General features: G+C 54.8%; 17 protein-coding genes, 1 tRNA gene and 3 rRNA genes. 5 read left to right on the forward strand and 16 right to left on the reverse strand.

What is annotated here, in order from left to right; all coding sequences use genetic code 11:
* Positions 1-165: 165 nt before the first annotated feature.
* From polA to ACXKZG_RS22575, 4 genes are all read right to left on the reverse strand, one after another.
* Positions 166-2,952: a DNA polymerase I gene (polA, locus tag ACXKZG_RS22560; RefSeq protein WP_013200066.1), complete on the reverse strand. Its 2,787-nt coding sequence runs from the start codon at positions 2,950-2,952 to the stop codon at positions 166-168.
* 421 nt (positions 2,953-3,373) lie between these two features.
* Positions 3,374-4,003 carry a thiol:disulfide interchange protein DsbA gene (gene dsbA / locus ACXKZG_RS22565; protein WP_151038617.1) on the reverse strand — a complete coding sequence of 210 codons (630 nt, stop codon included), beginning with the start codon at positions 4,001-4,003 and terminating at the stop codon, positions 3,374-3,376.
* A 53-nt stretch (positions 4,004-4,056) separates the two neighbouring features.
* Positions 4,057-5,043, reverse strand: coding sequence for a serine/threonine protein kinase (locus tag ACXKZG_RS22570; RefSeq protein WP_488875491.1), 987 nt, complete (start codon positions 5,041-5,043; stop codon positions 4,057-4,059).
* A gap of 74 nt (positions 5,044-5,117) precedes the next feature.
* On the reverse strand, positions 5,118-5,387 hold the full coding sequence (locus tag ACXKZG_RS22575; protein WP_013200063.1) for a YihD family protein: 270 nt from the start codon (positions 5,385-5,387) through the stop codon (positions 5,118-5,120).
* 78 nt (positions 5,388-5,465) lie between these two features.
* Between ACXKZG_RS22575 and mobA the strand changes: the two genes are divergently transcribed.
* Positions 5,466-6,065: a molybdenum cofactor guanylyltransferase MobA gene (gene mobA, locus ACXKZG_RS22580; protein WP_346596275.1), complete on the forward strand. Its 600-nt coding sequence runs from the start codon at positions 5,466-5,468 to the stop codon at positions 6,063-6,065.
* Positions 6,066-6,238: 173 nt separating this feature from the next.
* On the opposite strand, the gene rrf is transcribed toward mobA, so the two are convergent.
* The 4 genes from rrf to ACXKZG_RS22600 form a co-directional block, all read right to left on the reverse strand.
* Positions 6,239-6,354 (reverse strand): 5S ribosomal RNA (gene rrf, locus ACXKZG_RS22585).
* Between the two features lie 107 nt (positions 6,355-6,461).
* Positions 6,462-9,369 (reverse strand): 23S ribosomal RNA (locus ACXKZG_RS22590).
* A gap of 229 nt (positions 9,370-9,598) precedes the next feature.
* Positions 9,599-9,674, reverse strand: a tRNA-Glu gene (locus tag ACXKZG_RS22595).
* A 73-nt stretch (positions 9,675-9,747) separates the two neighbouring features.
* A 16S ribosomal RNA gene (locus tag ACXKZG_RS22600) occupies positions 9,748-11,288 on the reverse strand.
* The 16S, 23S and 5S rRNA genes sit together here with 1 tRNA gene alongside, the layout of an rRNA operon.
* A gap of 547 nt (positions 11,289-11,835) precedes the next feature.
* Between ACXKZG_RS22600 and mdtD the strand changes: the two genes are divergently transcribed.
* Positions 11,836-13,239, forward strand: coding sequence for a multidrug transporter subunit MdtD (gene mdtD, locus ACXKZG_RS22605; protein ID WP_013200061.1), 1,404 nt, complete (start codon positions 11,836-11,838; stop codon positions 13,237-13,239).
* Here the strand turns inward: mdtD and rbsR are convergent.
* The 8 genes from rbsR to budA form a co-directional block, all read right to left on the reverse strand.
* Entirely contained in the window at positions 13,236-14,237 is a 1,002-nt protein-coding gene (gene rbsR, locus ACXKZG_RS22610; protein WP_209215495.1) for a ribose operon transcriptional repressor RbsR, read from the reverse strand. The genes mdtD and rbsR overlap by 4 nt on opposite strands.
* 3 nt (positions 14,238-14,240) lie before the next feature.
* The gene (gene rbsK, locus ACXKZG_RS22615; RefSeq protein WP_013200059.1) at positions 14,241-15,170 is read right to left on the reverse strand and encodes a ribokinase; all 930 of its coding nucleotides are present in this window, start codon (positions 15,168-15,170) and stop codon (positions 14,241-14,243) included.
* Positions 15,171-15,227: 57 nt separating this feature from the next.
* Positions 15,228-16,106: a ribose ABC transporter substrate-binding protein RbsB gene (rbsB, locus tag ACXKZG_RS22620; protein WP_053141027.1), complete on the reverse strand. Its 879-nt coding sequence runs from the start codon at positions 16,104-16,106 to the stop codon at positions 15,228-15,230.
* A 22-nt stretch (positions 16,107-16,128) separates the two neighbouring features.
* Positions 16,129-17,097: a ribose ABC transporter permease gene (gene rbsC / locus ACXKZG_RS22625; protein WP_013200057.1), complete on the reverse strand. Its 969-nt coding sequence runs from the start codon at positions 17,095-17,097 to the stop codon at positions 16,129-16,131.
* On the reverse strand, positions 17,094-18,605 hold the full coding sequence (rbsA, locus tag ACXKZG_RS22630; protein WP_053141028.1) for a ribose ABC transporter ATP-binding protein RbsA: 1,512 nt from the start codon (positions 18,603-18,605) through the stop codon (positions 17,094-17,096). The genes rbsC and rbsA overlap by 4 nt, the downstream gene beginning before the upstream one ends.
* 7 nt (positions 18,606-18,612) lie before the next feature.
* A complete protein-coding gene (gene rbsD, locus ACXKZG_RS22635) occupies positions 18,613-19,032 on the reverse strand; it encodes a D-ribose pyranase (protein ID WP_013200055.1) in 420 nt (139 codons plus the stop codon).
* 152 nt (positions 19,033-19,184) lie between these two features.
* On the reverse strand, positions 19,185-20,864 hold the full coding sequence (gene alsS / locus ACXKZG_RS22640; RefSeq protein ID WP_134823128.1) for an acetolactate synthase AlsS: 1,680 nt from the start codon (positions 20,862-20,864) through the stop codon (positions 19,185-19,187).
* A gap of 18 nt (positions 20,865-20,882) precedes the next feature.
* Positions 20,883-21,665, reverse strand: a complete 783-nt coding sequence (gene budA / locus ACXKZG_RS22645; protein ID WP_488875492.1) for an acetolactate decarboxylase — start codon at positions 21,663-21,665, stop codon at positions 20,883-20,885.
* A gap of 103 nt (positions 21,666-21,768) precedes the next feature.
* Between budA and ACXKZG_RS22650 the strand changes: the two genes are divergently transcribed.
* From ACXKZG_RS22650 to ACXKZG_RS22660, 3 genes are all read left to right on the forward strand, one after another.
* A complete protein-coding gene (locus ACXKZG_RS22650) occupies positions 21,769-22,665 on the forward strand; it encodes a LysR family transcriptional regulator (protein ID WP_013200052.1) in 897 nt (298 codons plus the stop codon).
* 199 nt (positions 22,666-22,864) lie between these two features.
* Positions 22,865-24,238: a nucleobase:cation symporter-2 family protein gene (locus ACXKZG_RS22655; RefSeq protein WP_134823126.1), complete on the forward strand. Its 1,374-nt coding sequence runs from the start codon at positions 22,865-22,867 to the stop codon at positions 24,236-24,238.
* Positions 24,239-24,325: 87 nt separating this feature from the next.
* The gene (locus ACXKZG_RS22660; protein WP_013200050.1) at positions 24,326-25,678 is read left to right on the forward strand and encodes an 8-oxoguanine deaminase; all 1,353 of its coding nucleotides are present in this window, start codon (positions 24,326-24,328) and stop codon (positions 25,676-25,678) included.
* Positions 25,679-25,711 lie beyond the last annotated feature (33 nt).

The following is a 25,711-nucleotide window of genomic DNA, read 5'->3' on the forward strand; positions in this document are numbered from 1 at the left end:
CTTAATTACAAAAAAAATGCTTCCAGGATAACTGCTTAGGTGAAATTCTGAACGGTGGTTGGCCCAAAGTTTCAGGCGTACAGCGGAACTAAAGCATTTTCTTATGGATAAAAAATGAGACTGAATTTGCTATAAAATCAGTCTCATCCGTGGGCAGCCGGGAAATTAGTGCGCCTGTTCCCAGTTATCGCCAACGCCGACATCCACCTGCAGAGGAACGTCGAGTTTCATGCTGTTTTCCATCAGATCGCGAATTTTCGCCGTGGCCGCCTCCACTTCAGAGGTTTTCACTTCGAAGACCAGTTCATCGTGTACCTGCATGATCATTTTCACGTCCGGTGCTGACTGCGGCGTTAACCAACCATCGACCGCAATCATCGCCTTTTTGATAATGTCAGCCGCCGTGCCCTGCATTGGCGCATTGATTGCTGCGCGTTCGGCCGCCTTACGGCGCATTGCATTACTGGCATTGATATCCGGCAAATAGAGACGTCGGCCATCCAGCGTTGAGACATAGCCTTTTTCAGCGGCCTGCTGGCGGGTGCTTTCCATATATTCCAACACGCCAGGATAGCGTTCAAAGTACAGATCCATATACTTCTTCGCTTCACCTGCACCAATATTCAGCTGACGGGAGAGGCCAAAGGCGCTCATGCCATATATCAGGCCAAAGTTGATCGCTTTCGCGCTGCGTCGCTGTTCGCCGGTGACTTTATCCAGTGCCATGCCAAAGACTTCGGCAGCCGTCGCACGGTGTATATCCATGCCTTCAGCAAAGGCGCTTAACAAGCCCTTATCCTGTGACAGGTGAGCCATAATGCGCAGCTCAATTTGAGAATAGTCAGCGGCAACAATCTTATGGCCTTTGGAAGCAATGAAAGCCTGACGAATGCGGCGACCTTCTTCGTTTCTCACCGGAATGTTCTGCAGGTTGGGATCGGTAGAAGAGAGTCGGCCGGTGGCCGTGACCGCCTGATGATAAGAGGTGTGCACGCGTCCGGTGATAGGATTAATCATCAACGGCAGCTTGTCAGTGTAGGTCGACTTCAGCTTGGCTAAGCCACGGTTCTCCAGGATCACCTTCGGCAAAGGATAATCCAGCGCCAGCTCAGCAAGGACTTCCTCACTGGTAGACGGCGCGCCGCCAGGCGTTTTCTTGGTTGGCTTGATGCCCTGCTTCTCAAAGAGAATGGTCTGCAGCTGCTTTGGCGAAGAGAGGTTAAACGGCTCACCCGCCAGTTCATGGGCTTTTTGCTCTAGCTCTGCCAGACGAATGGTCAGCTCTTTCGAATGGGCGGCCAGAATCCCCTGATCGATCAACACCCCATTACGCTCAATGCGCGAGATCACCGTCAGCAGCGGCATTTCGATGTTTTCGAACACCTCCTTCGGCCCCTGCTCTTTCTCCAGTTCTGGCCACATCTTCAGGTGGAGCTGGAGCGTTACGTCGGCATCTTCGGCAGCATAATGCGCGGCCTGTTCCAGATCGATCTGGTTAAAGGTCAGCTGCTTTTTGCCTTTGCCGGCAATCTCCTCAAAGGAGACCGTTTTATGGTTCAGCCAGCGTGATGAGAGCGTATCCATATCATGACGACTCCCCACGCTGCTCAGCGCGTACGACTCCAGCATGGTGTCGAACTTGATGCCCTGTAATTCGATGTCGTAGTTCTTCAGCACGCCGCGATCGTATTTCAGGTTCTGACCCACCTTCAGCAACGCCGGATCTTCCAGCAGCGGCTTGAGGCGCTCCAGCACGCTGTTGCGATCCAGCTGGGCTGGCGCATCCAGATAATCATGCGCCACGGGAAGATAGGCGGCTTTGCCTGGCTCAATGGCGAAGGAAATCCCCACGATATTGGCGCTCAGCGTATCCAGCGAGTCGGTTTCCAGATCGAACGCAAACAGTGAACTGGTCTTGAGTTGCTTCAGCCAGCTTTCGAAGGTCTCTTCATCCAGAATAGTGACATAGCCTTCGGCAGAGAGCGTACTGGTGGTTTCGACCTGTTCTTCAACCTGTTCAACCAGCGCTTTCTGCGCGGCAGGATGACTCTTTTTACCCTGTAGCCACTTTCCTTCTTCCAGGTCGGTGATCCAGCGTTTGAACTCATATTCGCGGAACAGGCCCAGTAACTCTTCCACCGCCGGCTCATTCACCGTCAGCTGTTCACTGGTCAGATCTAATTCCACATCCGTTTTAATGGTCGCCAGCTGGTAAGAGAGCAGCGCCATCTCTTTATTTTGCTCCAGCTTGGTGGCCATGGTTTTTGCCCCACGGAACGTCAGGTCAGCGACTTTATCCAGGTTGGCATAGATATCTTTAATTCCGCCCAGCCCCTGCAGCAGCGCCTGAGCCGTTTTCTCGCCCACGCCCGGTACGCCGGGAATGTTATCGGATGCGTCGCCCATCAGCGCGAGGAAGTCGATGATTAATTCAGGCGGAATGCCATATTTCTCCACCACTTCGTCAGGGCCGAGGATCGCATTGTTCATGGTGTTGATAAGGGTGATATCTGGCGTTACCAGCTGCGCCATATCTTTATCGCCAGTGCTGATTAATACCGGCTTGCCTTTTTTACCGGCTTCCAGCGCCAGCGTACCGATGACGTCATCGGCTTCCACGCCACTGACGGCCAGTAGAGGCAAGCCCATCGCTCTGACCATATTATGCAAGGGCTCGATCTGCGCTCGCAGGTCGTCCGGCATCGGTGGGCGGTGGGATTTATAGGCTTCGAAAAGCTCATCGCGGAAGGTTTTGCCTTTGGCATCAAAAACCACGGCTACATGGCTGGGCTTATATTGCAGCAGCAGGCTGCGCAACATATTCAGCACACCGTACATCGCGCCGGTAGGTTTTCCTGCGCTGTTGGTCAGCGGAGGGAACGCGTGGTATGCGCGATAGAGGTAAGAAGAGCCATCTACCAGAATCAGCGGGTTTTCTGCAATTTGTGCCATAAGTCGTCACGTTCTTCGTTGGTTTTTTCAATGCGGTAAGGATGCCACAGCTGAGGACGAAAGTTGAAATAACCTGACGGATAAACTTCATTTGGCTGTTGATTTTGCGGGAGGTGACGCAGTAATAAGCTGTGGATAAGTTTGTGCGTAAAAATGATCCCGGTTTTTCATACCTAGAATAAAATGCCGGCATAAAAACAAAAAAAACCTGTTTTCAACAAGTTAAATTTATTCGCCAGGAATAACTTCAGGTTTCACGGAATGAATTATATGTGGATATTAATTATTGCCTTTGCCGATCGCACAGGATCTCTGTCTTTCAATCAGGATCTTCTCAGCATGTTTATTCCGTGGAGAAACCAGAGCCGGCAGTTGAAAACAACAACGCCGGCATTACGCCGGCGTTGCAGACTGACGTCAATTACTTCTGAGTCAGCAGGAACTTCACTACGTTGGCATATTGCTGAACATAGTTGTCCATTGAGCTGGTATCCAGGCCACCGTTGTTAACCATATATTTGCCGTTAACAAACATCGCTGGAACGCCCTGCAGCTGTACATCGGCTGCCGCTTTTTCCTGCTGGGCCACCAGAGATTTCACGACGAAACTATTCCAGGCGCCGTCATAAGCTTCGGGCGTAATGCCTGCCGCTTTGACGAAGACATCTTTCAGGCTCGCTGCATCAGTGATGGTCTGTGTTTTCTGAATGCCATCAAAGAGTGGTGTGGTAACTTTATCTTCCACGCCCAGAGCCATTGCAACAGCCCAGGCCTGAGTCACGGTTTTACCCATCTCACCACCCAGGAACTCGACGTGATATTTGGTCACTTTGGTGTCAGCAGGCAGGGCTTTCTTCACCGCATCGCTAACATGCCAGACGTTTTCAAACTCATAGCAGTGAGGGCAGAAGAAAGAGAAGAACTCGAGAACCTGAGGTTCGCCAGCGACGGGTTTCTGCATCGTCACGTATTGCTGGCCATCCGTAAACTGGGCTGCTGACGCACTAAAGGCCAAAACCAGACCAACCAGCGCAAACCAAATCTTTTTCATCGTGAAACTCTCTCCTAACAGCAAATTGGGCAAACCGGAAAAGACGGTCAGCCTTAGAATGCGGGCGTCAGTTGTAGCGGGGGCTCCTGCAACAACCTTGCCTGCTCGTTAAATAGTGAAATCTGCCTGCGCCAGAAATCTTCATCCGTCATCCATGGAAAACTTGCAGGAAATGCAGGGTCTTGCCAGCGGCGAACAACCCACGCCAGATAATAAACCATCCGCATAGCGCGTAAAGGTTCAATAAGTGACAATTCGTGTGTATCGAACTCGCAGAATTCACTGTAAGCCTCTAACAGAATATCCCATTGTAGGCGTTGTTCTTGTTTATCCCCGTTAATTAACATCCATAAATCCTGCACGGCGGGGCCATTACGGGCGTCATCGAGGTCAACAAAGAACGGGCCATCACGCCAGAGAATATTGCCCGGATGGCAGTCACCATGCAGGCGTAAAGGCTGCCACTGAGTATGCCAGTATTTTTGTAAAGTTGTGCCTATCAGCCGCACGCTGGCCAATAAGGGCTCCTTCAACTTACGGGGAATTAATGTACTGGCTTCAAAGACCTGAAGCGGTTCGTTGATGTATTCGTCCAGCCCCAGGGTAGGACGAACGGCAAAGGTGCTTTTGCGGCCCGTCTGATGGATACGACCAAGGAATCGCCCTACCCATTCCAGATGGTCATAATTGTCCGTTTCATACTGACGACCACCCAGGCTTGGGAATACGGTATACAGGTAACCATTATGCTGATGGAGGGTTTTTCCCTGTAATTGCAGCGGCGCTGCGACGGGAACCTCATCATCAAACAGTTCTGCAGTGAACTGATGTTCTTCCAGGATCTGCTGCTGTGACCAACGTTGTGGGCGATAAAACTTCACCACATAGCGGGTTTTGTCTTCATCTGAGAACTGATAGACCCGGTTTTCATAGCTGTTCAGGGCAGTCAGCCCTGATTCCACACGGATCCCAGTCTCCCAGAGTGCATCAAGGATGGTATCGGGATCAAGATGTTGAAAATTAAACGCGGGTTCTTTCATCCGGGATGCTCATGGCGTGAATTAGCCCTTAAGAATACCATTAAACGCAGCAGGCTACGGGAGACTGCGGGGAATTAATCTTTAATGACTCCTCTGGCACGCAGCAGCGCGGTCTTAAAATCCTCTTCATAATCTTTTTTCAGACCTGGGATCTGCTCATCTTTATCGGTACCGCGCATTTTCAGATGATAGATCAGAATATCGTCTGTCAGATCGCCTATTGGGCCGCTAAAACCTGACTCAGACGCCAGTTTCTGCAAAAATTGCATCAGATTAAGGTCGGGTTCTTTCTGCCATTCAGGCTGAAGAAGAGAAATCAGTTCATTAAGACGGTGGCATTTCATGACAGGGTTCCTTAAGGTCGACAGAGGACGCCAGGTTACCAGCTTTAATCCCACATGAAAAGAGGGGTATTGTGGCGCATGACTCAACCAGTGAAGTATAGAGTAGAGGATGTCAGCGGCGTGATTCTGGCCGGAGGGAGAGGTTCCAGGATGCAGGGCGAGGATAAAGGGTTGGTGATGCTGAATGGCAAGCCGCTGTATCAGCATGTGCTGGCGATCCTGCAGCCGCAGGTTGCGGAGGTCTGTATCAGTGCCAATCGTCATCATCAGCGCTACCTGGAAAGTGGTTGCGAGGTTTTTGCCGATACTTTTACCGGATTTGCGGGTCCGCTGGCAGGCATGTTGGCCGCTTTGCAGCGAATCAACACCGATTGGGCCGTTTTTGCCTCCTGTGATACGCCCTTCCTTCCAACAAATCTGGTCAGTCAGCTTTGGCAGGTAAAAAATGCCGGGGCAAAAGCAGCCTGGGTGAGATGTGGTGAACGCGATCATCCCACACTGGCGTTAGTTCACCGGAGTCTGGCGCCTCAGCTGGAAGAATATTTGCAGCGTGGCGACCGCAAATTGATGGTTTTCCTGACAGAAGTGGGCGGTTCAGCGGTTAATTTCGACAACCAGCAGGCGTTTATTAATCTTAATACGCCTGAAGATCTCGCTTCATTTCAGGGTAAGCGCTGAATTTAGCGGAATTTAGAGGCGTCGTGCGGCAGCACGGCGTCTTTTTTTGTCTGGTTTTTGGGTATTTTGGGGGGTTCAGGAGCTGTTTTGAGGCGGGTCTGCTGTGGGTTTTTGCTTTTTACGCACACAAAAAAGCCCCATGCTTTCGCATGAGGCTTGTCTGCTTAATTGATGCCTGGCAGTTCCCTACTCTCGCATGGGGAGACCCCACACTACCATCGGCGCTACGGCGTTTCACTTCTGAGTTCGGCATGGGGTCAGGTGGGACCACCGCGCTAAAGCCGCCAGGCAAATTCTGTTATTCACGCCGCCATAAGGCCGCGCAAATTTATCCGGTTCAAGCTGAAAATATCGTTCGTGTCTCTCAGACACCCACCAGAACGCTTCTGGTGTTGTAAGGTTAAGCCTCACGGGTCATTAGTACCGGTTAGCTCAACGCATCGCTGCGCTTACACACCCGGCCTATCAACGTCGTAGTCTTCAACGTCCCTTCAGGGGCCTTAAAGGCCCAGGGAAGATTCATCTCGAGGCAAGTTTCGCGCTTAGATGCTTTCAGCGCTTATCTTTTCCGCACTTAGCTACCGGGCAATGCCATTGGCATGACAACCCGAACACCAGTGGTGCGTTCACTCCGGTCCTCTCGTACTAGGAGCAACCCCTCTCAATCTTCCAGCGCCCACGGCAGATAGGGACCGAACTGTCTCACGACGTTCTAAACCCAGCTCGCGTACCACTTTAAACGGCGAACAGCCGTACCCTTGGGACCTACTTCAGCCCCAGGATGTGATGAGCCGACATCGAGGTGCCAAACACCGCCGTCGATATGAACTCTTGGGCGGTATCAGCCTGTTATCCCCGGAGTACCTTTTATCCGTTGAGCGATGGCCCTTCCATTCAGAACCACCGGATCACTATGACCTGCTTTCGCACCTGCTCGAGCCGTCACTCTCGCAGTCAAGCTAGCTTATGCCATTGCACTAACCTCACGATGTCCGACCGTGATTAGCTAACCTTCGTGCTCCTCCGTTACTCTTTAGGAGGAGACCGCCCCAGTCAAACTACCCACCAGACACTGTCCCCACGCCGGATCACGGCGCCAGGTTAGAACATCAAACGTTAAAGGGTGGTATTTCAAGGTTGGCTCCACGCAGACTGGCGTCCACGCTTCAAAGCCTCCCACCTATCCTACACATCAAGGTTCAATATTCAGTGTCAAGCTATAGTAAAGGTTCACGGGGTCTTTCCGTCTTGCCGCGGGTACACTGCATCTTCACAGCGAGTTCAATTTCACTGAGTCTCGGGTGGAGACAGCCTGGCCATCATTACGCCATTCGTGCAGGTCGGAACTTACCCGACAAGGAATTTCGCTACCTTAGGACCGTTATAGTTACGGCCGCCGTTTACCGGGGCTTCGATCAAGAGCTTCTCCTTGCGGATAACCCCATCAATTAACCTTCCGGCACCGGGCAGGCGTCACACCGTATACGTCCACTTTCGTGTTTGCACAGTGCTGTGTTTTTAATAAACAGTTGCAGCCAGCTGGTATCTTCGACTGGCTTCAGCTCCGGGAGCAAGTCCCTTCACCTACGCGCCAGCGTGCCTTCTCCCGAAGTTACGGCACCATTTTGCCTAGTTCCTTCACCCGAGTTCTCTCAAGCGCCTTGGTATTCTCTACCTGACCACCTGTGTCGGTTTGGGGTACGATTCCGTGTTACCTGATGCTTAGAGGCTTTTCCTGGAAGCAGGGCATTTGTTACTTCAGCACCGTAGTGCCTCGTCATCACACCTCAGCGTTAAAAAGAGTCCGGATTTACCTAAACTCTCCGCCTACATGCTTAAACCGGGACAACCGTCGCCCGGCTAACATAGCCTTCTCCGTCCCCCCTTCGCAGTAACACCGAGTACAGGAATATTAACCTGTTTCCCATCGACTACGCCTTTCGGCCTCGCCTTAGGGGTCGACTCACCCTGCCCCGATTAACGTTGGACAGGAACCCTTGGTCTTCCGGCGAGCGGGCTTTTCACCCGCTTTATCGTTACTTATGTCAGCATTCGCACTTCTGATACCTCCAGCAGACCTCACAGTCCACCTTCGACGGCTTACAGAACGCTCCCCTACCCAACAACGCATAAGCGTCGCTGCCGCAGCTTCGGTGCATGGTTTAGCCCCGTTACATCTTCCGCGCAGGCCGACTCGACCAGTGAGCTATTACGCTTTCTTTAAATGATGGCTGCTTCTAAGCCAACATCCTGGCTGTCTGTGCCTTCCCACATCGTTTCCCACTTAACCATGACTTTGGGACCTTAGCTGGCGGTCTGGGTTGTTTCCCTCTTCACGACGGACGTTAGCACCCGCCGTGTGTCTCCCGTGATAACATTCTTCGGTATTCGCAGTTTGCATCGGGTTGGTAAGCCGGGATGGCCCCCTAGCCGAAACAGTGCTCTACCCCCGAAGATGAGTTCACGAGGCGCTACCTAAATAGCTTTCGGGGAGAACCAGCTATCTCCCGGTTTGATTGGCCTTTCACCCCCAGCCACAAGTCATCCGCTAATTTTTCAACATTAGTCGGTTCGGTCCTCCAGTTAGTGTTACCCAACCTTCAACCTGCCCATGGCTAGATCACCGGGTTTCGGGTCTATACCCTGCAACTTAACGCCCAGTTAAGACTCGGTTTCCCTTCGGCTCCCCTATACGGTTAACCTTGCTACAGAATATAAGTCGCTGACCCATTATACAAAAGGTACGCAGTCACACCACGAAGGTGCTCCCACTGCTTGTACGTACACGGTTTCAGGTTCTGTTTCACTCCCCTCGCCGGGGTTCTTTTCGCCTTTCCCTCACGGTACTGGTTCACTATCGGTCAGTCAGGAGTATTTAGCCTTGGAGGATGGTCCCCCCATATTCAGACAGGATGTCACGTGTCCCGCCCTACTCATCGAACTCACAGCAAGTGCATTTTTGTGTACGGGAGTATCACCCTGTACCCTGCGACTTTCCAGACGCTTCCACTAATGCACAAACTGATTCAGGTTCTGGGCTGTTCCCCGTTCGCTCGCCGCTACTGGGGGAATCTCGGTTGATTTCTTTTCCTCTGGGTACTTAGATGTTTCAGTTCCCCAGGTTCGCCTTGCAACACTATGTATTCATGTTGCAATGATGCACCAAAGTGCACCGGGTTTCCCCATTCGGGTATCGTCGGTTATTACGGTTCATATCACCTTACCGACGCTTATCGCAGATTAGCACGCCCTTCATCGCCTCTGACTGCCTAGGCATCCACCGTGTACGCTTAGTCACTTAACCTCACAACCCACAAGCGTCCCGAAAGACACATTGCTGTTGTAAGCATTTGAGAGACTCGAACATATCATTGATTTCATTCTTATTACGGAGAATGAAAACGACATGTCGTTTCAATTTTCAGCTTGTTCCGGATTGTTAAAGAGCAAATATCTCAAACGTGACTCGTCCTTGCGGAGAGAATCAGTTTTGAGATACTGGTTGATAATGTCTTTCACTCATTATCAGGAGATGGCGTCCCCAAGGGGATTCGAACCCCTGTTACAGCCGTGAAAGGGCAGTGTCCTGGGCCTCTAGACGATGGGGACTCTGTTACTGTTGCTCATTACGTTTTCTATCAGACAATCTGTTGTGGACACTACGCGGGAAGGTATCTTCAGGTAAGGAGGTGATCCAACCGCAGGTTCCCCTACGGTTACCTTGTTACGACTTCACCCCAGTCATGAATCACAAAGTGGTAAGCGCCCTCCCGAAGGTTAAGCTACCTACTTCTTTTGCAACCCACTCCCATGGTGTGACGGGCGGTGTGTACAAGGCCCGGGAACGTATTCACCGTAGCATTCTGATCTACGATTACTAGCGATTCCGACTTCACGGAGTCGAGTTGCAGACTCCGATCCGGACTACGACGCACTTTGTGAGGTCCGCTTGCTCTCGCGAGTTCGCTTCTCTTTGTATGCGCCATTGTAGCACGTGTGTAGCCCTGGCCGTAAGGGCCATGATGACTTGACGTCATCCCCACCTTCCTCCGGTTTGTCACCGGCAGTCTCCTTTGAGTTCCCGACATTACTCGCTGGCAACAAAGGATAAGGGTTGCGCTCGTTGCGGGACTTAACCCAACATTTCACAACACGAGCTGACGACAGCCATGCAGCACCTGTCTCACGGTTCCCGAAGGCACTAAGGCATCTCTGCCGAATTCCGTGGATGTCAAGGCCAGGTAAGGTTCTTCGCGTTGCATCGAATTAAACCACATGCTCCACCGCTTGTGCGGGCCCCCGTCAATTCATTTGAGTTTTAACCTTGCGGCCGTACTCCCCAGGCGGTCGACTTAACGCGTTAGCTCCGGAAGCCACGCCTCAAGGGCACAACCTCCAAGTCGACATCGTTTACGGCGTGGACTACCAGGGTATCTAATCCTGTTTGCTCCCCACGCTTTCGCACCTGAGCGTCAGTCTTTGTCCAGGGGGCCGCCTTCGCCACCGGTATTCCTCCAGATCTCTACGCATTTCACCGCTACACCTGGAATTCTACCCCCCTCTACAAGACTCTAGCCTGCCAGTTTCAAATGCAGTTCCCAGGTTAAGCCCGGGGATTTCACATCTGACTTGACAGACCGCCTGCGTGCGCTTTACGCCCAGTAATTCCGATTAACGCTTGCACCCTCCGTATTACCGCGGCTGCTGGCACGGAGTTAGCCGGTGCTTCTTCTGCGGGTAACGTCAATCGACAAGGTTATTAACCTTATCGCCTTCCTCCCCGCTGAAAGTACTTTACAACCCGAAGGCCTTCTTCATACACGCGGCATGGCTGCATCAGGCTTGCGCCCATTGTGCAATATTCCCCACTGCTGCCTCCCGTAGGAGTCTGGACCGTGTCTCAGTTCCAGTGTGGCTGGTCATCCTCTCAGACCAGCTAGGGATCGTCGCCTAGGTGAGCCATTACCCCACCTACTAGCTAATCCCATCTGGGCACATCCGATGGTGTGAGGCCCGAAGGTCCCCCACTTTGGTCCGAAGACGTTATGCGGTATTAGCTACCGTTTCCAGTAGTTATCCCCCTCCATCAGGCAGTTTCCCAGACATTACTCACCCGTCCGCCACTCGTCACCCGAGAGCAAGCTCTCTGTGCTACCGTTCGACTTGCATGTGTTAGGCCTGCCGCCAGCGTTCAATCTGAGCCATGATCAAACTCTTCAATTAAAAGTTCGATTTGCTGAAACAAGTTCAGCGATGCTCAAGTGTAAAACGTCATAATGAATTTCATTATGTGTTCACTCTTAAGGCTTGATATTTTTTTGCGCCTTGCGGCGCTGATATCAATCCTGCGAGTGCCCACACAGATTGTCTGATAAATTGTTAAAGAGCGTTGCGGTAAGTGCCTTGGCGCCTTACTGCGAGGTGGCGTATATTACGCTTTCCTCCTTCAGAGTCAACTTCTTTTTGGGAAGTTTTTCTCCGGCGATTCAGCTTCCTGAACCTCTGACCCGGTGACTCGTAAGTCGTTGTTCCGTGTCAGTGGAGGCGCATTATAGGGAATTCCTGGAAGGCCGCAAGTGTTTCTCAACAAAAAAGATCTGACCGCCTCTTTTTTCACCAAAAGGTGAAAAAACACCCGTCTTACGCTGTTTTTAGCAGCTAAATGGCCTTTAAAAGCCCTTTTGCCCTTCCTGTAACCAGGTCAGCTGATACTATTCTTTATGCATTGCAGGTTTGCCCTGCCAGCATTGAACATTAAAAAGGATGCTAAATGATAAAATCCGCGCGCAGTATGGCCGGACTTCCGTGGATCGCCGCCATGGCCTTCTTTATGCAGGCGCTGGATGCCACGATACTGAACACCGCCCTCCCTGCAATCGCCCAAAGTCTTAACCGCTCTCCGCTGGCGATGCAGTCCGCCGTCATCAGCTACACCTTAACGGTTGCCCTGCTTATTCCCGTCAGCGGCTGGCTGGCCGATCGCTACGGCACCCGCAAAGTCTTTATCGTCGCTGTCTCACTGTTTACCCTCGGCTCTCTCGCCTGCGCACTCTCGGGGTCGCTAACCTCACTGGTTGCTTTCAGGGTGGTGCAGGGTGTCGGCGGCGCGATGATGATGCCGGTTGCACGCCTTGCCCTGTTAAGGGCTTACCCACGGAGCGAACTGCTGCCGGTACTCAATTTCGTCACCATGCCCGGACTGATTGGCCCGGTACTGGGGCCGATGCTGGGTGGCGTGCTGGTGACCTATGCTACCTGGCACTGGATCTTCCTGATTAATATCCCGATGGGGATTGCCGGCATCATCTATGCCCGCAAATATATGCCGGACTTCACCACGCCACGCCGCCGCTTCGATTTCCTGGGCTTTTTGCTGTTCGGGATTGGGCTGGTGCTGCTTTCGAGCGGAATAGAGCTGTTTGGCGAGAAGATCGTTGCCACCAGCATTGCGCTGGCGGTCACGCTGGGCGGCGTTCTGTTACTTCTTCTCTATATAGTGCACGCAAGACGCCACCCTACGCCGCTCATCCCGTTGCCGATGTTTAAAACCCGCACTTTCTCGGTAGGCATACTGGGCAATATCGCCGCACGCCTCGGGACGGGATGCATTCCTTTCCTGATGCCGTTGATGCTGCAGGTTGGCTTTGGTTACTCGGCGATCCTGGCAGGCTGCATGATGGCACCGACCGCGTTAGGTTCGATTATGGCCAAGTCGATGGTGACGCAGGTGCTGCGCTGGTTTGGCTACCGTAAAACCCTGGTATGGATTAGCGTGATCATCGGCGTGCTGGTTGCCAGCTTCGCCTTACAAACGCCGGGGATGAGCCTGCTGGTGCTCCTGCTGCCGCTGTTTGTTCTGGGGATGGGGATGTCGACACAGTTCACCGCCATGAACACCATCACACTGGCGGATCTTAATGATGCCAACGCCAGCAGCGGCAACAGCATGCTGGCCGTGACCCAACAGCTGGCGATCAGCTTCGGGGTGGCGGTCAGTGCCGCCGTGCTGCGATTCTATGAAAACTTTGATGGCACCACCGTTCAGCACTTCCATGCCACGTTCCTGACGATGGGTGTGGTCACGGTGATCTCAGGATCGGTGTTTTTGATGTTGAAACCCGGCGACGGAAGGCATCTGATCAGCAACCGGGAGAAAAAGAAGAAAGCCGCTTAACGCTCCCCGACGGATCCACGCTCGACCAGTTCCGGTGTCAGCACCAGCAGTTGCTGGCTGCCACCGGGCTCGGCCAGACGATGCAGCAACGTATCAATGGCCAACTCACCCAGTTCATCTTTCGGCTGATGGATGGTGGTCAGCGGCGGGGTCATATAGCGGGCCAGCTCGATATCGTCATAGCCGATCACCGCAATGTCCTGCGGCACCGACAGTCCTGCCTGATACAACGCATGATAAACCCCAACCGCCATCGCATCGTTGCTGGTAAACACCGCCTGCGGCAGCGGGTTGAGCGCCAGCAGTTGGTTCATCGCATTGTAGCCGCCCTCAAACTCCAGATCGCCAGCGACGATATAGCCAGGCAGCACCGGTAAACCCGCCTGTTTCATCGCCTGATGAAATCCCTCAAGGCGTAAACGGGCCGGCGTTTTATCCTGTGGTCCGGCGATACAGGCAATACGCGTATACCCCCGGGAGATAAGATGCCGGGTGGCCATTTCGCCGCCCAGCAGCGAGTTATCCTGAATAATGTCGCTGCCACCGTCAAAAGGGGACCAGTCCATCATCACGGAAGGGATAGAAGGATAGCGCGTCAGGATCTCAACCGACGGAATATGGCTTTCGGTACACATGATTAACAGCCCGTCGACACGCTTTTGCAACAGCGTCTCCAGACTGCGGTTCATGCGGTTTTCATCGCCATCGGTATTGCACAGCACCAGACTGTAGCCGCGCTCATAACAGCTTCTTTCGACGCCACGCACCACTTCCGAATAGAACGGGTTGCTGCTGGCGGTCAGCAGCATCCCGATGGTGCGGGTCTGGTTAAGCTTCAGGCTTCGTGCCAGGGCGGATGGCGCATAGTTAAGTTGCGAAATCGCCGTGGTCACTTTTTCCCGCACCGCGTCACTGACAAAGCGGTTGTTGTTGATCACATGGGAAACGGTGGACGTTGAAACGCCCGCCAGCCGTGCGACATCTTTCATGGTGGCCAAGTGCTACCCCTGCTGCTGCAAGAAGCTGTCGGTCTCGTGACGCCAGGGCACCGAAGGCTGCGCACCGGATCGCGTGACTGAAATCGCGGCCGCGGCGTGGGCAAAGCGCACGGCCTGCGCCATCGGCTGTTCGTCCAGTAAGGCGGTAATCAACGCGCCGTTAAAGGTATCGCCTGCGGCGATGGTATCGACCGCATCCACCTTAAAGCCGGCAATGCGCTGCCCGTCGCCCTGCTCACTGAGCCACACGCCGCGACTGCCCAGCGTAATCAGCACGCTGTGGATGCCTTTATCATGCAGAACCGCCGCCGCACGGGCTGCATCCTCATCGCTGTCGATATGGACGCCCGTCAGGATCTCGGCTTCGGTTTCATTGGGGGTGATCATATCCACCAGCGCCAGCAGCTCATCGGACAGCGGCGTGGCAGGCGCGGGATTGAGGATCACTTTGGTCTGATGCTGATGGGCGATTTTGGCGGCCGCCAGCACGCTATCAAGCGGAGACTCAAGCTGCATCAGTAACGCGCCAGCCTCAGCGATCGTTTTTTGGTGCTTGATGACGATGGCTGGCGTCAACGCCGCGTTGGCACCCGAATGGATGGCGATACTGTTTTCGCCTTCGGCATTGACGAAAATCAGCGCCACGCCGGTGGAGTCACCCGCAATCACTTCGACAGGGGAAACATCAATGTTGTCTTTATTCAGCTGCTCGCGAATACGCTGACCAATATCGTCTTCACCCACACAGGCGATAAACGCGATGTCAGCGCCGCTGCGTCCGGCCGCGACCGCCTGATTGGCCCCTTTGCCGCCGAAAGCGATTTGATAATGCTTGCCGATCACCGTTTCACCGGGACGAGGAAAGGTGTTCAGGTTAAGGATGTGATCTGCGTTGATGCTGCCAAGGACAGCCAGCTTACCGGGTGTTTTCATCAGGGTGTCGTCCAGAAAAAGGCGCCACCTGCAGGAGGTGGCGCGTGTCGTGCTGAATTATTTAGTGACCAGTTTCAGATCAACCGGGTTGATTGCCTGAACCTTCTGGCCCTTCAGCACTTTATCAGCGGTATCCACGCCGATAACGCCGATCTGCTCTGGCTGCTGCGCCACGGTCGCGGCCAGCTTGCCACCTTCAACCGCCTTCACGCCATCGGCGGTGCCGTCAAAGCCAACCACCAGAACATCAGATTTGCCTGCGGTTTGCAATGCACGCATCGCGCCCAGCGCCATTTCATCATTCTGCGCGAACACGGCCTGCACATCAGGATGCGCGGTCAGCAGGTTTTGCATCACGTTCAGGCCTTTAGTACGGTCGAAATCAGCGGGCTGGCTGGCAAGGATCTGGAAGTGGTGCGCATCGGCCGCGGTTTTGAAGCCTTCGCCACGTTCACGGGCAGCCGAGGTACCGGCAATACCGGCCAGCTCGATGATTTTGGCGTTATCGCCCAGTTTTTTGGCAAGGTAGTCACCGGCCATTTTACCGCCGAAACGGTTATCCGAAGCGACGTGGCTCACCACTTTGCCCTGGGAAGCCACGCGGTCGAGGGTGATCACCGGGATATTCGCCTGGTTCGCCATCTTCACGGCATTGCCCACCGCGTCTGAATCGGTTGGGTTGATCAGCAGCAGTTTGGTGCCGCGAACGGTCAGGTCCTGCACGTTAGCCAGCTCTTTCGCCGGGTTGTTCTGTGAATCCAGCACCACCAGGTTGTAGCCCAGCTTATCCGCTTCTTTCTGTGCGCCATCTTTTAAGGAGACGAAGAACGGGTTATTCAGTGTGGAAACCACCAGCGCGATGGTGTCTTTTGCCAGCGCGTTTGCGCTGACGGTTACGCCGAGCAGAACAGCAAGTGCAGTCAGTTTCATTTTCATCATAAATTCCTGTAGGGGAGAGTTATTTACTGCTTTTGTTATCTACCAGCACCGCCAGCAGTATCACCACAGCTTTGACGATCATTTGGTAGTAAGAAGAAACACCGAGCAGGTTGAGGCCGTTATTCAGGAAGCCGAGGATCAGCGCACCGATCAAGGTTCCCATAATGCGTCCTTTACCGCCTGCCAGGCTGGTACCGCCGAGCACCACGGCCGCGATAGCATCCAGCTCATAGCCGGTTCCCGCCGTTGGCTGAGCCGAAGAGAGACGCGCCACTTCAATCGTGCCTGCCAGCGCGGCCAGCATGCCGCACAGGGCATAAACGATGATTTTAACGCGGCTGACGCTGATGCCGGATAAACGGGTCGCCGCTTCATTGCCGCCCAGCGCATAGATATAACGGCCCAGACGCGTGTGATGCAGCATGTACCAGGCCGCGAAGAAGACGATGGCCATAATCCACACCGGCGTTGGGATGCCCAGCGGGCGGCCGATGCCGAACCAGCCAAACAGATCGGCATTATCATTAAAGCCGGTGTTCACCGGGCTACCGTTGGTATAAACCATGGTCACGCCGCGCAACAGCAGCATCATCACCAGCGTGGCGATAAAGGCCTGAACCTTGCCCTTGGCGACAATCGTACCGGTCAGCGCGCCAATCGCCGCGCCCAAGGCCAGCGATCCCGCCACGGCGACCAGTGCATTGACTTCCAGGCCCACCAGCGAAGCGCCCACCGCGCCGGTCAATGCCAGCAATGAACCCACGGAAAGATCGATGCCCGAGGTCAGGATCACCAGCGTCATGCCCACCGCCATAATGGCGTTGACCGACGTCTGCTGCAGGATGTTGAACAGGTTATTGACGGTGAAGAAGTTCGGGCTGAGGCTCGACACAATGGCGATCAGCACGATCAGGGCGATCAGCGATTTTTGCTCCAGCAGCCAGCTTTTGCTGAAGATGCGGTTGGCACGAAGGGTTTGGGTACTCATAGTTTTGCTAGCTCCACGCTATGTTGCTTGCCTACCGCCGCCGCCATTAAGACTTCCTGCGTGGCTTGTTCAATGGGGAAGTCACCGCTCAGGCGGCCTTCGTGCATCACCAGCACGCGATCGCTCATACCCAGCACTTCAGGCATCTCAGAGGAGACGAGGATGATGCTCAGCCCTTCTTCTTTGAACTGATTGATTAACTGATAAATTTCTTTCTTCGCCCCGACATCGACGCCGCGCGTCGGCTCATCGAGGATCAACACTTTTGGGCGGGTCATCAGACCGCGAGCGATGGCGACTTTCTGTTGATTACCGCCAGACAGCAGCCCAATTGGCTGGTCCATTGACGGGGTTTTCACATTGAAAAGCTGAATAAAATCGCCAACGGCCATCTGCTCTTCAGCGTGCTTCAGGCGTCCGCCTTTGTGGCTGAAGTAATCCAGCGCGGTCAAAGACATGTTCTCTTTCACCGACATGCCCAGCACCAGTCCATCGCGTTTACGGTCTTCAGAGATATAGACGATGCCGTTTTTCAGCCCTTCTTCAGGCGAACGCGTGGTGACGTTTTTGCCGTCGAGCTGCACGCTGCCACTGCTGCGCGGCATCGCGCCGTATAACACCTTCATTAATTCGGTACGGCCCGCGCCCATCAGCCCGGCAACACCCAGAATTTCACCTTTGCGCAGGGTGAAGCTGATATCGTCAACGCCCGGCCCGGTAAGATGTTCCACCTTGAGGCGAACCTCACCAGGCGCTTTATCCAGCCGCGGGTATTGCTCTTCCAGCTTGCGGCCAACCATCATTTCAATCAGCGAATCTTCTTCCAGGCTTTCCACGGCCCGCTCGGCAATAAACTGTCCGTCGCGGAAAATGGTCACGTCATCGCAGATTTCGAAGATTTCCTTCATGCGGTGCGAGATATAGACAATGCCGCATCCCTGCGCCTTCAGCTCGCGGATCACGCGGAACAGCGACGCGGTTTCGGTATCGGTCAGTGCATCGGTGGGTTCGTCCATCACGATCACTTTCGACTCATAACTCAGCACTTTAGCAATCTCGACCATCTGCTGGTCGCCGATCGACAGATCGCCCACCAGCCTGTGGCTGCTAAAACGCAGATTGAGTTTTTTCAGCAGCACGTCGGCTTCGGCGTGCATTTTCTTCCACTGGATGCGGCCAAACGCATTAACAAACTCACGGCCGAGGAAGATGTTTTCCGCAATGCTCAGCTGTGGGATCAGGTTCAGCTCCTGATGAATGATGCCAATGCCGGCTTCCTGCGACGCTTTTGGCCCGTTGAAGGAGACGTCATTGCCCAGCCAGGTGATGCGACCCGCATCACGCGGATAGATCCCGGTCATCACCTTCATCATGGTGGATTTACCGGCACCATTTTCGCCGACCAGCGCCATCACTCTGCCCGGATAGACCGAGAGTGCCGCGCCGGAAAGCGCCTTCACGCCGGGAAAGGATTTATCAATACCTTGCAGTTGCAGTAAAGGTTGCATCATGGCCTCAGAAGGTCACGCCAGCGGTCAGGATGATATTCGCGTAGGGGGAACATTCCCCACTGCGGATCACGGCCTGACTACGCTGGGTTTGCTGTTTTAACTGGTGATGAGTGACGTACTGGATCGAGATGGTGTTTCCCTGATGTTGTTGCAGCAAGTCGAGCAGGGCTAACAGGTCGCTGTGAAGCTTGGGATTATGAGATTTGATCTCTTCCGCGATGATGGCACTTTCTACCTGCATCTCTTCGGTCACGGTGTGAACCACCTGCAGAAAGCTGGGAATACCGTGGGTCAGCGCCAGATCGATACGCTGAGGACCGGCCGGAATTGGCAAGCCCGCATCGCCGATGGTCAGGCTGTCGGTATGCCCGAGGCGGGAAACCACGGACGAAATATCAGAATTCAGTAAGGTGCCTTTTTTCATCTTTCACTCCAGAGCGAAACGTTTCGCTGATCCGGAGTTTAAGAGAGGCAGGGGCGAAAACAACCGCCAAATCGCGAAATTGTGATCGCCATCGAAACGTTTCGCTGTTGCCTGCCTCGGGTTTGGCTTAAGGCTGGGATCGTGGCTGGAGGTTAGAGGATCTGGCTTAAATGGAGCTGGCCCATCAGCAAATGATTGTCGGCATAATCGACCGGCACCGCGACCACTGCAGGTCCCTGCACATCCATGGCTTTACGCAGCGTTGGCTCTAACGCTTCTGCGCTGTCTACCGCAAATCCGGCAGCGCCGAAGGCTTCGGCATAGGCTTTGAAATCGACCGGGCCGAATTTAACCCCCGACACCCGCTGATATTTCTTCTGTTCCTGCATCGCCACCATGTTGTATTCCTCATCCACCCAGATGATGTGCAGAATATTGGCTTTGAGCCTGACGGCAGTTTCCAGCTCCATACTGGACTGCAGGAATCCGCCATCGCCGGAGACCGACACCACTTTACGGCTCGGGTCGACCAGCCAGGCGCCAATGGCCCACGGCAGCGCCACGCCCATCGTCTGTTGCCCGTTGGAGATCATAATCTGACGCGCCCGGAAGCTGTAAAGATAGCGGGCAATCCAGATATGGAAGCTTCCCATATCCACCGTCAGGGTGACGTCACTGTTAATGATGTCCTGCATCGCCCGCACGATGCGCAGCGGATGCAAGGCAAACTGATTCAGATTCTGGCCCTGCAATGTCAACAGCTCCCGCTGTTGCTGGCGATCGTGCAGAATCGATGCGGCCTGTGAGCTGAGCTGCAAAGGCGAGGCAATGCGCGCGGCGAGTTTGTCGAGCGTTGCGGCGATATCGCCCACCAGCTCAGCATCCGGCAAATAGCAGTTATCCGCTTCCGCAGGCAACACATCGATATGCACCAGCGTGGCCGTCCCGCTGTTCCACATGGCCGGCTCATATTCCACCGGGCTGTAGCCGATGGTGATAATCAGGTCAGCCTGACGTAACAGACGATCGCCCGCCTGATTGTTAAACAAGCCTACCCGGCCAGCAAAGCGTGAAAAGTGTCCCTGACGGACGGCCCCAGCCGCCTGATAGGTGCTGGTGACGGGAATATGGCTGCGCTCCAGCAGGCGGTGTAGCGCATCGCTGTTTTCCGGCTGGCTGGCCATCAGTCCCAGCAGCAGAACCGGGTTTTTGGCCTGCGCAATCTGTGCGGCAACCGCCTCAATCGCCACATCCGGCGCGGCGCCCAGCAACACCTGACCTTTGCTGCTCAGCAGATTGCCCCGGGCCGGTTGATCGACAATATCCTGCGGCAGGCTGACAAAGGCACCGCCGCCTCTGCCGTGTTCAGCTTGGCGGAAGGCGTTGGAGATCACTTCAGACAGGGCATTGGCATCGGTGACTTCAACGGCATATTTGGTGACCGGACGAAACATGGCAACGGTGTCCATGCTCTGATGCACCTGTTTTGCACTGTCCGCGCGCTTCACCGCGCCGCCCAGCGCCACCACCGGATCGCCTTCACTGGTGGCGGTGGCCATACCGGTGATCAGGTTCGAGCAACCGGGGCCGGAGGTGACCAGCGCCACGCCCGCGTTGCCGGTCAGCCGTCCTACCGCCGCCGCCATAAAGGCAGCATTGGCTTCATGGCGCACCGGGATGGTCTGGATAGTGGAGTCCACCAGCGAATCAAAGACCTTATCGATTTTGGCGCCCGGAATACCAAAGACCTGCTTCACGCCCTGAGCTTCCAGCTGCGCCACGACCAGATCGGCGCCATGCTGCCATAGCTGAGTATCGGTTGGATTTTTCATCATGACTCCTTAGGGGAATTAGCTCTCAACGGAACGAATGGCCGAATCCAGATCGTCGGGATTCAGGTTGGCTTGCAGAAAGTCGTTATCTTTTGGCAGGTCGATCACCAGTTTGTTGATCGCACCGAAGGTCAGCACCCCTTCCTCCAGCCGGTAATCCAGCAGATGGCCGCCACCCTGACGGTCATCGGTAATAAAGTGCTCGTGGTAACCCGCCACGTTGATGCCCTGCATATATTGCGGCGTGCGGAAACCAATCAGCACGCCGTTGCGCTCGCTGAAATGAAAGGTGGGTTGCTGGCCGAGCACTTCGGGCATGCTGCGATAAGGACGATGCTGGCACGGCACGGTGCGGGTCTGCGCCTCCGAGAAACGGCCGTCGATGCGCAGGGCGCAGAACTGGTTATCGGAGGTGACCTGACTGTCGATATAGTCGTGAATCTGCTGACGACCCACCGGCCGATCGAAATGATGGCGATGCTGCGGACGGAAGAAGGTCATCACCGCAAAGGGGGTTTTCTGCTGCGGACTGGCCTCGCGGGCGCTGCCGTCAGCGCGTAACTGATAGACCTCACGATCGAAGGCAATCAGTTCGCCGTCCAGCTGGTTAAAGGTACCGAGGCCGAAGTCGCCTTTTTTCAGCAGATCGGCAACGGTGATATTGCCCTCGTAAACCCCACTCAGCAACGCGCTCATCAGAGAGGTCTGATAGATTACGCTTTCTGGCTTATGCTGCTGCAATGCGCTGACGGTAGAGGCCAGCTCTTGTTCGCATAAACAGTCAGTTGCAGAATTTTTCATGTCATCCTCGTGGCTAAAAGGTTAAGAATCATTAACAGGATGTTGACTCGATTCAGTGCCGGATACCAATATAGGGAAGCCTTCACTTTGAGACGTTTTTGATATGGAACTCCGTCACCTGCGCTATTTTGTGGCCGTTGCCCAGACCCACAACTTCACCCGCGCGGCCGAACTGCTTGGGATTTCCCAACCGCCTCTGAGCCAGCAAATCCTTCGCCTTGAGCGCGAAATTGGCCTGCCGTTGTTGAAACGACTGACCCGCAGCGTTGAGCTGACCGAAGCCGGAGAGGCCTTTTATCAGGATGCCTGCCAGATCCTCGAACTCAGTGGTCATGCGCTGGAGAAAGCCAAAGGCATTGCGCGCGGCACCCGGGGACGACTTTCCCTCGGTTTCGCCAGCTCGGTGGCGTTTCATGGTTCGGTATTCAGCCTGCTCAGGGAGTTTCAGCATCGCTACCCGGATATGGAGATGATCACCGGCGAGCAGAATATGGCGACGCTGCTGCATAACCTGCAGGAAGGATTGCTGGATGCGGCCTTTGTGCGCCTGCCGTGTGAAAGCAGCAAAGCCTTTAATCTGAAGGTCATCGCCAGTGAAAAAATGCTGGCGGTGTTGCCGCCGGGCCATGCGCTGGCGGGCCAGGCATCCCTGTCGCTGCAGCAGCTGGCGGAGGATCCGCTGATCCTCTTTCCGCAGGAAGTGGCGCCCAGCCTGTATGAGATGATCATCAGCGCCTGTCTGCGGGCCGGATTCCAGCCGCGCACCGGCCAACAGGCACCGCAAATCGCCTCCGCCATCGGGCTGGTGGCCAGTGGGTTTGGCTATACCCTCGTGCCGGAATCGCTGGGCTGCATTCGCCATCCGGACGTCACGCTGCATGCCATTGATGATGCGGTGCTAAACAGCGATATCGCCCTGGCCTGGCGACGGCTGGATCGATCGCCGGCGGTGCTGCATCTGGTGGCCACCCTCAATGAAATTCAGCCGGCCACGCGCTGAGAATGTGCCATTTTGGTGCGTATTTGCCGGGTTGGATCGCACCAATTAGGTTCACGTAAAAACATCGTGAAACTTTCGGATCATCCGATTCAAGAAAAAAGCCCTTATCTATCAGATAATAAAAAACCACCGCATCATTTACTGCACTCTGGCGTGTTTCATGCATGAGACAAAGTCTGCCGATCCATGGAGTGTAGTTATGTCTGCTAATGAACCTTCTGATTTGATTTATGGCCTTGAGGAGAAACCCACTCCGACGGTCGCGCTGTTTACCGCGTTACAGCATGTGCTGGCGAGTCTGGTGGGCGTGATTACACCACCGTTGATTATCGGTACGGTGTTGGGCCTCAATGCCTGGCTGCCTTATCTGATCAGCATGTCGCTGTTTGTCTCCGGCCTTGGCACCTTTATTCAGGCTCGCCGGATAAGGCATATCGGTGCCGGGATGATTTGCCTGCAGGGCACCAGCTTTGCCTTTCTGGCGGTGATTCTGGCGGCCGGATTCAGCGTGAAAAATCGCGGCGGCAGCCCGGAAGATGTGATGGCGATGATTTTCGGCCTGACCACGGTTGCGGCCTTTATTCCGATGATCGTCAGCCGTTTTCTGGGCCAGATCCGCCGCCTGATCACCCCGTTAATCAGTGGCACCGTGGTGTGCCTGATTGGCATCAGCTTGATTAAGGTCAGCATCACCGACTGGGGCGGCGGTCATAACGCGGCAAACTTCGGTTCGGTACCTAACCTGTTGCTGGGTTTGCTGACGCTGGCCACCATCGTGCTGTTCAGCCACGCGCGCAACCGCTGGCTGCGTCTCTCTGCGGTGATCCTCGGTATGGCCGTTGGCTGCGTGGCCGCTGCGCTGAGCGGCAATCTGACCCTGCATCCGTTCACCGAATCCTGGATTGCCGTGCCACAGCCCTATCGCTTCGGCTTCCAGTTCGATTTCTCGCTGTTTCTGCCGATTGCGCTGATTTCGTTAATCAGTATTCTTGAAGCGGTCGGTGATCTGACGGCGAACTGCCTGCTGTCACGCCAGCCCGTTGAAGGGGAAAGCTACGTCAGACGTTTAAAGGGCGGCATTCTGGCGGATGGCGTCAGCTGCATGCTGGCAGCCATCTTCTCGGCGCTGCCCAGCACTACCTTTGCGCAGAATAATGGCGTGATCCAGATGACTGGCGTCGCCAGCCGCTATGTCGGCATGTGGATTGGCTGCCTGCTGGCGTTACTGGGCTTGTTCCCGGCGTTTGGCGCGGTGGTCCAGCAAATCCCGGCACCGGTTTTAGGCGGCGCGACGCTGGTGATGTTTGGCAGCGTACTGGCCGCTGGCATCCGCATCATGACCCAATCGCCGTTGACCCGCCGCGACATGATGATCATTGCCGTCTCGTTTGGCATTGGCCTCGGCATCGAAGCGCAACCTGAATTCCTCAGCCATTTACCGAAGGTTTTTGCTAACCTGTTTGGCTCAGCGATTAGCGCGGGTGGCATTGTTGCCATCGTGCTGAACCTGGTGTTGCCGTCCGACACCGCGGTACGTCAGACCCGCGAAAGCAAACTGGCAACGGAAAAATAGTCTTGTAACGCGTACGCGCTCCCTGGATCAGCAGACAGGGTATAACTGAGCTGGCTTATCTTATTCTTTATAAAGGAGAAGCTGGCTATGCCCGCACACCGTATTTGGGTGAAAAACCCGCTCGCTATTTTTACCCCTGAAGACACCGATGGACGAGGTGGACTGGTCATTGAAGATCGGGTGATCACTGAAATCCTGGCTTCAGGCCAACACCCTTCCCAGCCCTGCGATGAGATCAAAGACGCCAGCCAGCACGTGGTGCTGCCGGGTTTGATCAACACGCATCATCATTTTTACCAAACGCTGACCCGAGCCTGGGCACCCGTCGTCAATCAGCCGCTGTTTCCCTGGCTGAAAACGCTCTATCCGGTGTGGGCAAAACTGAAGCCCGATGCGCTGGCGCTGGCCAGCAAAGTGGCAATGGCGGAACTGTTGCTGTCTGGCTGCACCACCGCCAGCGATCATCACTATCTTTTTCCCGACGGACTGGAAGAGGCGATTGATGTGCAGGTTGAGGTGGTGAAAGAGCTGGGCATGCGGGCGCTGTTAACCCGTGGCTCAATGAGTCTCGGCGAAGACCAGGGCGGCCTGCCGCCTCAGCACACGGTGCAGACGGGTGAAGCTATTCTCGAAGACAGCGTGCGGCTGATTAAGCGCTACCACCAGCGCGGCGCCGGCGCACAAATACAGATTGCCCTGGCGCCCTGTTCTCCGTTCTCGGTTACCGAAGAGATCATGGTTGAAAGCGCAAAGCTGGCCGGGCAGTGGGATGTCCGTCTGCACACCCATCTGGCCGAAACGCTGGATGAAGAGCAATTCTGTCTGGATCGTTTTGGCCTGCGCACCGTGGATTATCTGGAGAAGGTGGGCTGGCTGGGGCCACGCACCTGGCTGGCGCACGGAATTCATTTCAATCCTGATGAAATAACCCGCCTCGGCGCGGCCGGAACCGGCATCTGCCACTGTCCGGTGTCCAATATGCGGCTTGCTTCGGGTATCTGCCCGACGCTGGATTTGGAACAGGCTGGCGCAACCATAGGGTTGGGCGTGGACGGTTCCGCCTCTAACGATGCCTCCAACCTGATGTATGAAACCCGCCAGGCGCTCTATTTGCAGCGGCTGCGTTACGGCGCTGAACGTATCACGCCGCAAAAAGTGCTCGGCTGGGCGACACGCGGATCGGCGCGTTTATTAGGGCGCGAGGATATTGGTGAGATACGGGTCGGCATGCAGGCCGATCTGGCGCTGTTTAAAATGGATGAATTACGGTTCAGCGGCAGCCACGATCCGATTGCCGCCTTAATTCTGTGTGGCGCGGAGCGAGCTGATTACGTGATGGTGGGCGGTCAGTGGCGGGTGATAGATGGCGTTATTCCGGGTCTGGATATTGCCTCGTTGATTGCTCAACATCGCACGGCTGCCAGTGCGTTGGTCAGCTAAATAACGCGCGGCGGGGTTCGTTGTCCCCGCCGC

It is taken from the genome of Erwinia sp. 2186, from assembly GCF_057812255.1.